Here is a 12,436-nt window from a genome sequence, read left to right as displayed (position 1 = left end):
AGAACCCTGCAACGGGAGGTATGTGCAGGCCACAGTGCCGGCCCATGACTCAGACACCCACACAGCAGCCGCAGGCCCGTGCCGAGTTCAAGATCCCTGCCACTCACCCCATGGTGATGGTGCTCGGATCAGGCGACGCCCTGCTGCGCGTGATCGAAGAGGCCTTCCCGGCGGCCGACATCCACGTCCGGGGCAATGAGATCAGCGCTACGGGGGAACCGGCGGAAGTCGCCCTGATCCAGCGGCTGTTCGACCAGATGATGCTGGTGCTCCGCACCGGACAGCCGATGACGGAGGACGCAGTGGAACGCTCGATCGCCATGCTCAGGGCGAACGGCAACGGCGCGGGCGGCGGAGCGGTGGCCGAGACCCCCGCCGAGGTGCTCACCCAGAACATCCTCTCCAACCGCGGCCGCACCATCCGCCCCAAGACGCTCAACCAGAAGCGGTACGTCGACGCCATCGACAAGAACACCGTCGTCTTCGGCATCGGCCCCGCGGGCACGGGCAAGACCTACCTCGCCATGGCGAAGGCGGTCCAGGCGCTCCAGTCCAAGCAGGTCGACCGGATCATCCTGACCCGCCCCGCCGTCGAGGCAGGCGAGCGCCTGGGCTTCCTGCCCGGCACGCTCTTCGACAAGATCGACCCGTATCTGCGCCCGCTCTACGACGCGCTGCACGACATGATGGACCCCGAGACCATCCCCCGCCTGATGGCGGCCGGGACGATCGAGGTGGCCCCCCTGGCGTACATGCGCGGCCGCACGCTGAACTCCGCGTTCGTCGTCCTCGACGAGGCGCAGAACACCAGCACCGAGCAGATGAAGATGTTCCTCACCCGCCTCGGCTTCGACTCAAAGATCGTCATCACCGGCGACGTCACCCAGGTCGACCTGCCGAACGGCACGAAGAGCGGTCTGCGCCAGGTCCAGGACATCCTCAAGGACGTCCCGGACATCCACTTCTCGCGGCTCACGTCGGAGGATGTCGTACGGCACAAGCTCGTCGGCCGTATCGTCGACGCGTACGAGCAGTACGACAGCCGCACCGAGGCCCAGAAGGGACAGGGCGGCCGAACCGGGAAGTAGAGCAGAAGCGCACCATGTCGATCGACGTCAACAACGAGTCCGGAACCGAGGTCGACGAGCGGGCGATCCTCGACATCGCCCGCTACGCCCTCACGCGGATGCGCATCCACCCGCTCTCCGAGCTCTCGGTGATCGTCGTGGACGCCGACGCCATGGAGCAGCTGCACATCCAGTGGATGGACCTCCCCGGCCCGACCGATGTCATGTCCTTCCCGATGGACGAGCTGCGTCCGCCGACGAAGGACGACGAGGAGCCCCCGCAGGGGCTCCTCGGTGACATCGTGCTCTGCCCGGAGGTCGCCGAGCAGCAGGGCAAGGACGCCGACACCGAGCACACCATGGACGAGGAGCTCCAGCTCCTCACCGTGCACGGCGTGCTGCACCTCCTCGGGTACGACCACGAGGAGCCCGACGAGAAGGCAGAGATGTTCGGCCTGCAGGCGGCCATCGTCGACGGCTGGCGGGCGGAGAAGGGCCTCACAGGACCCTCCCCGGCGCCGACCGTCTCATGAGTCCGCAACTGATCGTCGGTGCCGTCGCCCTGGTCGTCGTGGCCTGGCTGGCCGCGTGCGCGGAGGCCGGCCTGGCCCGCGTCACGAGCTTCCGGGCCGCGGAGGCGGTACGGGCGGGCAGGCGCGGCAGCGCGAAGCTCGCGCAGGTGGCCGCCGATCCGACGCGGTACCTGAACGTCGCTCTGCTGGCGCGCGTCGCCTGCGAGATGGCGGCCGGCGTCCTGGTGACGTACGGCTTCCTCGAAGTCTTCGACGAGACCTGGCAGGCGCTGCTCGTCGCCATCGCGGTGATGGTGCTCGTCTCGTACGTCGCGGTGGGGGTTTCGCCGCGCACGATCGGGCGGCAGCACCCGTTGAGCACGGCCACGGCCTCGGCGTACGTGCTGCTGCCGCTGGCCCGGATCATGGGGCCGATTCCGCAGTTGCTCATCCTGATCGGCAACGCACTGACGCCCGGAAAGGGTTTCCGCAAGGGCCCCTTCGCGAGCGAGGCGGAACTGCGCGCCATGGTCGACCTCGCGGAGCAGGAGTCGCTCATCGAGGACGACGAGCGGCGCATGGTCCACTCGGTCTTCGAGCTGGGCGACACCCTGGTGCGGGAAGTGATGGTGCCGAGGACGGACCTGGTCTCCATCGAGCGCTTCAAGACGGTCCGGCAGGCGCTGACGCTGGCGCTGCGGTCCGGGTTCTCGCGGATCCCCGTGACCGGGGAGAACGAGGACGACGTGGTGGGCGTCGTCTATCTGAAGGACCTGGTGCGCAAGACGCACGTGAACCGGGACTCGGAGTCGGATCTCGTCTCCACCGCGATGCGGCCGGCGGTCTTCGTGCCCGACACGAAGAACGCCGGTGATCTGCTGCGCGAGATGCAGCAGGAGCGCAACCACGTGGCGGTGGTGATCGACGAGTACGGCGGCACGGCCGGGATCGTGACGATCGAGGACATCCTCGAAGAGATCGTCGGGGAGATCACCGACGAGTACGACCGCGAGGTCGCCCAGGTCGAGGAGCTCGGGGACGGGCGCTTCCGGGTGACGGCGAGGCTGGACATCGACGACCTCGGGGAGCTGTACGGGCTCGACGAGTTCGACGACGAGGACGTGGAAACGGTGGGCGGGCTGCTGGCGAAGGCCCTCGGCCGGGTGCCGATCGCCGGGGCGTCGGCGATGGTCGACCTGCCGGACGGGCGGCGGCTGCGGCTGACGGCGGAGTCGCCGGCGGGGCGGCGGAACAAGATCGTGACGGTGCTCGCCGAGCCGGTGGTGTCGGAGGGTGTGGAGTAGGGGGCGGGTCTTCTGCGCGCGGGCCGGTGGGGGCTGATGTTCGGGGCTGCGCCCCGTGCCCGGCTGCGCCGCGCGTCCTCAAGCGCCGGACGGGCTGAGAATCTCAGCCTGTCCGGCGCTTGAGGGTCCGGGCATACTGGCCCTCATGACCCCCGCCCAGCTCCGTGCCTTCTGCCTCGAATTCAATGAAGCCGTCGAGGAGTTTCCCTTTACGCCGGAGACTTCCGTCTTCAAGGTGCTGGGCAAGGTGTTCGCGCTCAGCGCCCTCGATTCCTCACCGCTCACCGTGAATCTGAAGTGCGACCCGGAGAACGCGCTCCGGCTGCGGGCCCAGTACCCCGCGATCGTGCCCGGGTGGCACATGAACAAGCGGCACTGGAACACCGTCACCCTCGACGGAACGGTCCCCGACCGGCTCCTGCGCGAGCTGGTCGAGGACTCGTACGACCTGGTGGTGGCCGGGATGCCGAGGGCGGTCCGGCTCAGGCTCGACCGCCCCTGACCGCGCGTCCGCGCAGCCCGTACGCGGCCAGCAGGGCGGTGAGCACGGCCAGTCCGCCGGCGAGGCCGAGGACCAGGCGCACGCCGGTGAAGAGGTCGCCCTGAGTGGTGGCTAGGACACCGAGCAGCGGGATGCCGATCGTCATGGCCACCTGCTGGGTGGTGGTGACCAGGCCGGTCGCCAGGCCCTGTTCCGAGTCGGGGACCCCGGAGGTCACCGTCAGGCCGTACGAGACGATCGCGCCCAGGTGCGCCATGCTCGCCAGGGAGACGAGGACCGTCACGAGCAGGGCCCCGGACTCCTCGCCGACGGTCACCAGCGCCGCCATCAGCAGGCCCTGGAGGAGCAGGGACACCACCAGGGTGCGGCGGGCGCCGACACGGCCGACGACCTTCGGGGTGAGGGTGCCCGCGACGACCGACAGCACGCCCTGCACACCGAAGACCAGGCCGGTCTGCGAGGCCGACAGGTGCAGGATCTCCTGGAGGTACAGGGTCAGGACGAAGACGACGGTGGTCATCGTCGCGAAGGTGATCAGACCGCCCAGGTTCCCCCAGGCGACCGACGGGCGGCGCAGCATGGGGAGCGAGACGAGCGGGGCCTTCGCCTTCGCCTCTATGAGGACGAAGGCGGTGAGGAGCGCGAGACCCGCGACGAGGGTGACGATCACGTCCGTGCCGCCGAAGCCGCGCTCGGCGGCCGTGGACAGGGCGTAGATCAGGGAGAGCAGACCACCGGTGACGGTGATCGCACCGGGGATGTCCAGGCGCGGGCGCTCCGGGTTGCGGGACTCGGTCAGGATGCCGGGGGCGAGCGGCAGCACGATCAGGGTGAACAGCGCGAGCAGCCCCATGGTGGAGCGCCAGCCGAGGGCGTCGGTGAGGACGCCGCCGAGGACCATGCCGACGGTGAAGCCCAGCGAGAGCAGCGTGCCGCTGATGCCCAGCGCACGGTCGCGCTGCGGGCCCTCGGGGAAGGTGGTGGTGAGGAGCGACATTCCGGTGGGGACGATCGCGGCGGCGCCGATGCCCTGGAGGGCACGCCCGGCCAGGAAGGACGTCGGGTCCCAGGCGAAGGTGGCGAGCAGGGACGCCGTGCCGAACAGGGCGAGCCCGGCCAGGAACAGCTTGCGGCGGCCGAACAGGTCGCCCATGCGGCCGAAGAGCAGCAGGAAACCGCCGGACGGGAGCGCGAAGGCGGTGACCGCCCACTGGAGTGCGGACTGGCTCATGCCGAGGTCGGCGCCGAGGGCGGGCAGCGCCACGTTCAGTACGGAGAAGTCGAGCGCCACCATGAACTGCGCGGCGGCCAGCACGAACAGGACGAGGGCGGCGCGGCCGGTCAGCCGGGCGGGAGCGGTGGGGTGCGCCTGGGGAGGGGCGGGAGCGGGGGGTGTGTCGAGTGCCATGTGCCACAGCTTCCGTTTCCCGGAATGCCCGTGGGGAGCGGGAACTTATCCTGTTGGCGCCACCACCAGGCAGCCGGAATCAGGGGGAGACACGGCATGACGACGGCAGCACACAGCACGGGCGGCGGCAGACACGTGAGTACGGGCGGCGGCAGACACGTGAGCACGGGTGGCGGCAGACACACGAGCATGAAGGAGCACCGGCTCAGCGAGCTGCGCGAGTTCCTGATGAGCCGTCGGGCCCGGATCACCCCCACTCAGGCGGGACTTCCCGACGGCGGCGCCCGGCGCCGCACCCCGGGCCTGCGCCGCGAGGAGGTCGCGGTGCTCGCGGGGGTCGGCGTCAGCTGGTACCAGTGGCTGGAGCAGGGGCGGGACATCACGGTGTCGCCGCAGGTGCTCGACTCGGTGGGGCGGGTGCTGCGGCTGAGCAGCTCCGAACGCCGTCATCTGTACGTGCTCGCCGGGCTCAACCCGCCCGCCCCCGAGGTCGATCCGGGCACCACGGACATGTGCGGCGGGCTGCGGCGGCTCATCGACGCGTGGATGCCGTACCCGGCGCACATCATGGACGCGTACTGGAACACGATCCAGTACAACGACGCCGCCGCGATGGTCCTCGGAATGCGGCCGGGGCTCGTCCAGAACTGTCTGATCGCCTTCTTCACCGACCCCGTGTACCGGGCCAGGACGAAGGGCTGGGAGGAGCTCGCGGGCCAGGTGGTGGCCCAGTTCAGGTCGGCGTGCTCGGAGCGGCCGGACGACGACGGCTTCCGGGACGTCATCGAGCGGGCGAGGCAACTCAGCCCGGAATTCGGCGGGTTCTGGGAGCGCAGGGACATCGCGCCGGGCGGGCAGCTGGTCAAGACCCTGACGCATCCGGTGGTCGGTCAGTTGCACGTGGAAACCACCCAGCTGCGCGTACCGGCCCGCCCCGACCTGGTGATCGTGCTGCACACGCCGCGTCCGGACACGGGGACGGCAAAGAAGATGGAGTGGCTGTCGACGCCGGAGGGGCGGCGCGAGGCGATGTATACGGTGGCGGGCTGAGCCGATGCCTCCGGTGGGGACACGGTGGCGGGCTGAGCCGATGCCTCCGGTGGGGGCCGGGTCGCCCCCTTCCGGGACATCCTGTCCGGATTTGGTGTTTCTTTTACCTTCCGTTTAGATTCCCGGGAGTAAATCGAACATCCTCTTCGGGAGCTCCCGTGCGTACTCGTACCCTCCGTGCCGCCGCCGTCGGTCTGGCCGCCTCGTCCGTTCTCCTGGCCACCGCGTGCGGAGGCAGCACGGAGGCGGAGGAGAAGCCCGCGGCGAAGAAGACGCCCGCCGCAGCGAAGCCCTCGACGCCGCCGGCCGTCGCACCGCTCACCCAGCGCCAGGTGGAGTCCGCCCTCCTGGAGGTGCGGGACATGCCCACCGGCTGGAGCAAGGAGAACGAGATCTCGGCGAGCGACGCGGGCAACGCCGAGTTCGGGATGGGCAAGTCCGACAAGCCCGAGTGCCAGTTCCTGCTCGACGCGGTGGTGGGCTCCGAGAAGGGCCCCAAGCCCCAGAACTCCGCCGTCGTGGGCTTCACCAAGTCGCAGGAGGGGCCGATCCTGGTCGGCGGGGTGACCGCCTACACCGAGGCCGAGGCCAAGAAGCTGATGAAGGAGCCGCCGCTGCCCCCGAGCTGCCGCAGCTTCACCGGCGACTTCGAGGGCGACAAGGTCACCGTGGCGTACGAGGACCTGTCCGTGCCGAAGGCGGGCCAGGACTCCCAGGGCCTGCGCCTCAAGCTCACCTCGGACGACCCGGAGATGCCGTCCATGCAGTACGACATCGCCAACGCGCGCGTCGGCGGAGCGATCGCCACCACGGTGGAGATGAGCTTCCTGAAGGCCGACACCCAGGCCTTCGCGGAGGCGTTCACCAAGTCCGTCGCCAAGGTCGAGAAGGTCACCAAGGCGGGCCCCGAGGGCAAGAAGGCCTGAGCGCTTCCTATGCTCGGGGCATGACCACCCAGGACAGCCAGGACAGCCAGGACAGCCCGGACAGCCAGGGCACTCAGGACGGCCGGGGCGCCACCGCCCCCCTCGGCCCCGAGGACCAGAAGCTCATCACCCTCGCGCGCTCCACCCGCGCCCGCAACGCAGTGCCCGAGGGCGCGGCCGTGCGCGACGAGACCGGGCGTACGTACGTCGCCGGGACCGTCGCCCTCGACTCGCTGAGCCTCAGCGCGCTGCAGACCGCCGTCGCCATGGCCGTCGCCAGCGGCGCGCGGTCCCTGGAGGCGGCGGCCGTCGTGACGGCCGCCGACGGGGCCGCGGACGCCGACCTGGCAGCGGTACGGGACCTGGGCGGCGCGGGCACCCCGGTACTGGTGGCCGGGCCGGACGCGGCGGTGAAGGCGCGGGTCGGGGCGTAGCCGCAGGCCGGGGCGTAGCCGCGGGTCCTGTGACACAGCACACGTGCGGTACGGGCGGTGGGTCGGGCGACCCCCGCCCGTTTCGTACGTACGGGGCCCGTCCGCCCGCGTGACGCCCGCGGCGGGACCTTCGGCCCGGGCCCTCCGGCCAGGGGGAGGGGTGCGGTGCGGCCGGGACGTCCGGCCCCCGCGAGGCTTCCGAAAGGCCGTGGATCGGGGCGGCGCGCGCTGGGAGTGTGGAGACACGCCGCAAGGGACATCGCAAGTTCCCGTGCGGCGGTCCACGTCCCCCACCGTTAGGTCACTACGTGTTCTCCTCCCTGATCCGCACCACCGCCGCCCGCCGCATCACCGGTTCCGTCGTCGCGGCAGGCGCCGCAGCGGCCGTGCTCCTGACGGGTGCGGGCTCCGCGTCCGCCGCTTCGGGTGCGAACTGGTCGGCCGTCGCGGCGTGCGAGTCGGGCGGCAACTGGGCCACCAACACCGGAAACGGTTACTACGGCGGCCTCCAGTTCACCCAGCAGACCTGGGCGGCCTTCGGCGGCACCGCGCACGCGCCGAGCGCCCACCAGGCGAGCCAGGCCCAGCAGATCGCCGTCGCCGAGAAGGTCCTGGCGAGCCAGGGCGCGGGCGCCTGGGGCTCCTGCGGCGCCAAGGGCGGTCTGGCGTAACCACGCCGCCTGCGCACCCGTACGACATCGAAGGGCCGACCACTGGTCGGCCCTTCGGCGTACATCGGGGAGAATGGGGCCCATGAGCGCTCGTACTCCCGAAAACCCCGCAGCCGACCCCGCCCCCCACCGGGCCGGCTTCGCCTGCTTCGTGGGCCGCCCCAACGCGGGCAAGTCCACCCTTACGAACGCTCTGGTCGGTCAGAAGGTGGCCATCACCTCCAGCCGCCCCCAGACCACCCGGCACACGGTGCGCGGCATCGTGCACCGGCCGGACGCGCAGCTGATCCTGGTGGACACGCCGGGCCTGCACAAGCCGCGCACGCTGCTCGGCGAGCGGCTCAACGACGTCGTACGGACGACGTGGGCCGAGGTCGACGTGATCGGCTTCTGCCTGCCCGCCGACCAGAAGCTGGGACCCGGCGACAAGTTCATCGCCAAGGAACTCGCCGGGATCAAGAAGACCCCGAAGATCGCCATCGTGACGAAGACCGACCTCGTCTCGCCGAAGCAGCTGCGCGAGCAGCTCCTCGCGATCGACGAGCTCGGGCGCGAGCTGGGCATCGCGTGGGCGGAGATCGTGCCGGTGTCGGCCGTCGGCGACCAGCAGGTGTCGCTGCTTGCGGACCTCATCGCGCCGATGCTCCCGGAGAGCCCGCCGCTGTACCCGGAGGGCGACCTCACGGACGAGCCCGAGATGGTCATGGTCGCGGAACTGATCCGCGAGGCGGCGCTGGAGGGTGTGCGCGACGAGCTGCCGCACTCGATCGCGGTGGTGGTCGAGGAAATGCTTCCCCGGGAAGACCGTCCTGCGGACCGGCCGCTGCTCGACATCCACGCGAACGTCTACATCGAGCGGCCGAGCCAGAAGGGCATCATCATCGGCCCGAAGGGCCAGCGGCTGAAGGACGTCGGGACGAAGTCCCGCAAGCAGATCGAGGCGCTGCTGGGGACGCCGGTGTACCTGGACCTTCATGTGAAGGTCGCGAAGGACTGGCAGAGGGATCCGAAGCAGTTGCGCAAGCTGGGCTTCTGAGGCGGGTTGGGCGGTCGCGAGCGCGTGCGGTCGCGGAGGGGCGTGCCGTCGCGTGGGCGCGTGGTCGGGAGGGTGGGGCTCCGCGTGGGGGCCGCCCCCTTGCCCACCCGTCCCGCCCCCGGGGGGCGGCCCCGCTGCCCAAGGAGGCTAGGGGGGACGGCGGCTTCAGCTGCCCGTAGGGCAGGCTTTCAGGGGCGCGGGGAACTGCGCGGCCAGCCACGACGCACCTGCACGTACAACCCACCCGCCCCGCAGGGCGACCTCACTTCTGCGCCCGTAGGGCGTCCCGCAGCCAGCCGTACGAAGCCTTCGGTGTGCGGGTCAGGGAGCCGTCGGCGAAGTCCACGTGGACCAGGCCGAAGCGCTGCGCGTACCCCTGGGCCCACTCCCAGTTGTCCATCAGTGACCACACGAAGTACCCGCGGACGTCGACGCCCGCCTCCATCGCGTCGTGCAGGGCGCGCAGATGGCCGTCCAGGTAGGCGATCCGGTCCTGGTCGTCGATGCCCTCGTAGCTGCACCCGTTCTCGGTGATGACGACGGGCGGCAGGCTGTCGCCGTACCGGTCCCGGAAGGCGACGAGGAGTTCGGTCAGGCCCGACGGCACCACCGGCCAGTCGAAGGCGGTGTGCGGGTACCCCTCGACGGGGTGGAGGGAGAAGGGCATCTCGGGCGGTATCCGTATCCCGGCGAAGTGCGCGGAGACCGCCGGGTCGGGGGCGCCCACCCGGGTCGGTTGGTAGTAGTTGACGCCGTACCAGTCCAGCGGCTGGGAGATCAGCCGGAGGTCCTCCTCGACCGGGCCCGGCAGCATCTCCGCGATGCCCTCCGGGTACCTCCCCAGCAGCAGCGGGTCCGCGAACAGCTGGTTCAGCAGCAGGTCGTAGAAGTCGGCGGCGCCCCGGTCCGCCTCGGAGTCCGATGCGGCCCAGGTCGGGCCGTGCGAGTTGGCGATGCCGATGGAGCCCGAGCCGCGCGAGCGCAGCACGTCCACGGCGAGGCCGTGCGCGAGGAGCTGGTGATGGGCGACGGGCACCGCGTCGAACAGCAGCCGCCTGCCCGGCGCGTGGTCGCCCAGGGCGTGGCCCAGCATGGTGAGCTCGGCGGGTTCGTTGAGGGTGATCCAGCGGCCGACGCGGTCCCCGAGCCGCTCCGCGACCACGTCCACGTACTCCGCGAACCGGTACGCGATGTCCCGTTCCAGCCACCCGCCCCGCTCCTCCAGTGCGAGCGGTGTGTCCCAGTGGAAGAGGGTCGGCACCGGGCGGACCCCCGCCTCGCAGAGTGCGTCGACGAGCCGGTCGTAGAAGTCGAGGCCCGCCTTGTTGACCGGCCCCGCCCCCTCGGGCAGCACCCGCGACCAGGAGACCGAGAAGCGGTACCCGCCCACCCCGAGGTCCTTGAGCAGGGCCACGTCCTCGGGGTAGCGGTGGTAGTGGTCGGCGGCGACGGACGCGTCCGAACCGTCCTTGATCCGGCCCGGCTCGGCGGCGAAGGCGTCCCACGAGGAGGGCCCGCGCCCGTCCTCCCGCACCGCACCCTCGATCTGGGTGGCCGAAGTGGACACTCCCCAGAGGAAGTTGGCCGGAAAGCGGGGCAGTGGTGCGGACGGGTCGGCCGGGCGGCCGGACGGCAGCGTTGTCATGGGGGAGATGGTCGGTACCCCTGGGTAACGCTGTCAACGGATGTGACCGCCCGTGTTGTCGAGCGGCTCGTCGGGCGTCCTGGTGCGCGCCTCGCTACGCGCCTTCCTTCAGCACCCGTGAGATCAAGTCCCGCTGCGCGTCGGAGAGTTGCGGCTCCGCGCAGTGCACGGTCTGCCCGTCCACGGTGATCTCGTAGCTGAACCCGTCGGGGATCGCCGCCCCCGGCAGCCGGACGCCCCGGCCCGAGGCGACGGCGGCCGCGGCCAGGGCGTGCCACTCGCGGGCGTCGGGCCGGCCCGACGTGTCGACCTCGGCCCGCCGCTCGATGCCGGCGAAACCTCCGCTGCGGACTACCGAAATAAGCATGGGGTCCGTTCTAGTACGCGGCGGGCTCCGCCGGTAGGGGGCGCCGACGGGCTCCGCCGGCAGGGGCGCCCCGCCGGTCGTGGCCGGGACGCCCCTGTCGTCTCCGTACGGTCTACGGCTTCGCCTTCGGCTGGGTGGGCACGCCGACCTGCTCCCAGGCCTTGAGTAGCGCCTGCTTCTCCTCGCCGTCCCCGAACCGCTGGTGCGCCGCCGCCACCGTCGCCTGCGCGAAGTCCGCGAAGGTCGGCGTGACGGTGAGGGTCCCCGCGGTGAGGGTGTCGTACCAGATCTGCCCGGCCCGCTCCCACGCCTTGCCGCCGAGCGCGTCGGCGAGCAGGTAGAACGCGTGGTTGGGGATGCCCGAGTTGATGTGCACACCGCCGTTGTCGCGGCCGGTGGTGACGTAGTCGTCCATCGTGGCGGGCTGCGGGTCCTTGCCCAGGACGTCGTCGTCGTACGCCGTGCCCGGGGCCTTCATCGAGCGCAGCGCGACCCCGGTGACGCGGTCGGCGAGCAGCCCGGCGCCGATCAGCCAGTCGGCCTCGGCGGCCGTCTGGTCGTTGACGTACTGCTTCACGAGCGAGCCGATGACGTCCGACATGGACTCGTTGAGCGCACCGGGCTGGCCGAAGTACGTGAAGTTCGCCGTGTACTGGGTCACGCCGTGCGCCAGCTCGTGGCCCATGACGTCGACGGGGATCGTGAAGTCGAGGAAGAGTTCCCCGTCCCCGTCGCCGAAGACCATCTGCTCGCCGTCCCAGAACGCGTTCCCGTAGTTCTTGTCGAAGTGGACGGTGGCCAGCAGCGGCATGCCGTTGCCGTCGATGGAGTTGCGGTCGAAGGCCTTGAGGAGCAGGTCGAAGGTGGCGCCGAGACCGGCGTACGCCCGGTTCACGGTGGCGTCCTTCGTGGGCTTGTCGCCCTCCTTCCGTACGATCTTGCCCGGCAGGTCGCGCCTGCCCTGCGCGTCGTGGATGGTGCGGTGGACCAGGTTGTCCGCGGCCCCCGGTGCGGGGGCGAGCGACGGTGCGCCGATGACCGTGGTCAGCCGGCGGTGGGTGCGCTGCGCGGCGTCCGCTTCGAGCGTGCGGCGGGCGGGTCCGGAGAGCGCGGGGTCCTCGGCCCGTGCGAGCTTGTCGAGGACGTGGGGCGGCACGATGGTGCAGAAGACGGGGCGGATGGCTTCCATGGCGAGCAATGTGGCACCGGGTCATGCCGCTGTCACTACCTGCGACCATGATTTACGCGATATTTCAATGCATCGAGTGAAGGATCACTGTTTGACTGACAGCCGTCGGAAGACGGACACAGTTGCCGGGTCTTGCATACTGATACAGGACCGGCGCCCCCGCCGTCCCTCGGTTAGGCTGCGGCGCATCATGAGTTTCGGGCTGCTTCTCCTTAGCTGCCGCGGCGAGGGCCTGTAAGTCGTAGGCCGACCCCCTCCCCGCGGGATCTGGTGCTGCGCAGACAAGTCGGCCGCCCCCTTGCAGGAGAGCCCGAGGAGCCCCACG

General features: G+C 70.7%; 12 protein-coding genes and 1 pseudogene. 9 read left to right on the top strand and 4 right to left on the bottom strand.

What is annotated here, in order from left to right; genetic code table 11:
• The first annotated feature begins 44 nt into the window (after nt 1-44).
• The 4 genes from ACH4SP_RS20135 to ACH4SP_RS20120 all read left to right on the top strand — a co-directional run bounded on the left by ACH4SP_RS20135 (nt 45) and on the right by ACH4SP_RS20120 (nt 3,385).
• Nucleotides 45-1,088: a PhoH family protein gene (locus tag ACH4SP_RS20135; protein WP_398416741.1), complete on the top strand. Its 1,044-nt coding sequence runs from the start codon at nt 45-47 to the stop codon at nt 1,086-1,088.
• A 14-nt stretch (nt 1,089-1,102) separates the two neighbouring features.
• Complete coding sequence (ybeY, locus tag ACH4SP_RS20130) at nt 1,103-1,600, top strand: rRNA maturation RNase YbeY (RefSeq protein WP_398416738.1); 498 nt, start codon at nt 1,103-1,105, stop codon at nt 1,598-1,600.
• On the top strand, nt 1,597-2,883 hold the full coding sequence (locus ACH4SP_RS20125) for a hemolysin family protein (protein ID WP_398416736.1): 1,287 nt from the start codon (nt 1,597-1,599) through the stop codon (nt 2,881-2,883). Before ybeY ends, ACH4SP_RS20125 begins: the two co-directional genes overlap by 4 nt.
• Nucleotides 2,884-3,028: 145 nt before the next feature.
• The gene (locus ACH4SP_RS20120; protein WP_398416734.1) at nt 3,029-3,385 is read left to right on the top strand and encodes an MmcQ/YjbR family DNA-binding protein; all 357 of its coding nucleotides are present in this window, start codon (nt 3,029-3,031) and stop codon (nt 3,383-3,385) included.
• On the opposite strand, the gene ACH4SP_RS20115 is transcribed toward ACH4SP_RS20120, so the two are convergent.
• Entirely contained in the window at nt 3,366-4,793 is a 1,428-nt protein-coding gene (locus ACH4SP_RS20115) for an MFS transporter (protein WP_398416732.1), read from the bottom strand. The genes ACH4SP_RS20120 and ACH4SP_RS20115 overlap by 20 nt on opposite strands.
• Before the next feature lie 189 nt (nt 4,794-4,982).
• On the opposite strand from ACH4SP_RS20115, the gene ACH4SP_RS20110 reads away from it, so the two are divergent.
• The 5 genes and pseudogenes from ACH4SP_RS20110 to era all read left to right on the top strand — a co-directional run bounded on the left by ACH4SP_RS20110 (nt 4,983) and on the right by era (nt 8,910).
• Nucleotides 4,983-5,843: a helix-turn-helix transcriptional regulator gene (locus ACH4SP_RS20110; protein ID WP_398417201.1), complete on the top strand. Its 861-nt coding sequence runs from the start codon at nt 4,983-4,985 to the stop codon at nt 5,841-5,843.
• Between the two features lie 158 nt (nt 5,844-6,001).
• Entirely contained in the window at nt 6,002-6,769 is a 768-nt protein-coding gene (locus ACH4SP_RS20105) for a hypothetical protein (protein ID WP_398416730.1), read from the top strand.
• A gap of 20 nt (nt 6,770-6,789) precedes the next feature.
• On the top strand, nt 6,790-7,203 hold the full coding sequence (locus tag ACH4SP_RS20100) for a cytidine deaminase (RefSeq protein WP_398416728.1): 414 nt from the start codon (nt 6,790-6,792) through the stop codon (nt 7,201-7,203).
• Between the two features lie 308 nt (nt 7,204-7,511).
• A pseudogene (locus ACH4SP_RS20095) lies at nt 7,512-7,853 on the top strand (transglycosylase family protein); the annotation flags it as partial.
• Between the two features lie 94 nt (nt 7,854-7,947).
• Complete coding sequence (gene era / locus ACH4SP_RS20090; RefSeq protein WP_398416726.1) at nt 7,948-8,910, top strand: GTPase Era; 963 nt, start codon at nt 7,948-7,950, stop codon at nt 8,908-8,910.
• A gap of 262 nt (nt 8,911-9,172) precedes the next feature.
• On the opposite strand, the gene ACH4SP_RS20085 is transcribed toward era, so the two are convergent.
• The 3 genes from ACH4SP_RS20085 to ACH4SP_RS20075 form a co-directional block, all read right to left on the bottom strand.
• Complete coding sequence (locus tag ACH4SP_RS20085; RefSeq protein WP_398416725.1) at nt 9,173-10,555, bottom strand: GH1 family beta-glucosidase; 1,383 nt, start codon at nt 10,553-10,555, stop codon at nt 9,173-9,175.
• Between the two features lie 94 nt (nt 10,556-10,649).
• On the bottom strand, nt 10,650-10,922 hold the full coding sequence (locus tag ACH4SP_RS20080) for a protealysin inhibitor emfourin (protein ID WP_398416723.1): 273 nt from the start codon (nt 10,920-10,922) through the stop codon (nt 10,650-10,652).
• 112 nt (nt 10,923-11,034) lie between these two features.
• Nucleotides 11,035-12,111, bottom strand: coding sequence for a M4 family metallopeptidase (locus ACH4SP_RS20075; RefSeq protein ID WP_398416721.1), 1,077 nt, complete (start codon nt 12,109-12,111; stop codon nt 11,035-11,037).
• Nucleotides 12,112-12,436: the final 325 nt, after the last annotated feature.

The sequence above is a fragment of the Streptomyces sp. NPDC021093 genome (assembly GCF_044333135.1).
Taxonomy (GTDB): domain Bacteria; phylum Actinomycetota; class Actinomycetes; order Streptomycetales; family Streptomycetaceae; genus Streptomyces.
The sequence above is the reverse complement of the archived record's forward strand: the minus strand, read 5'-3'. Positions and strand labels throughout refer to the sequence as shown.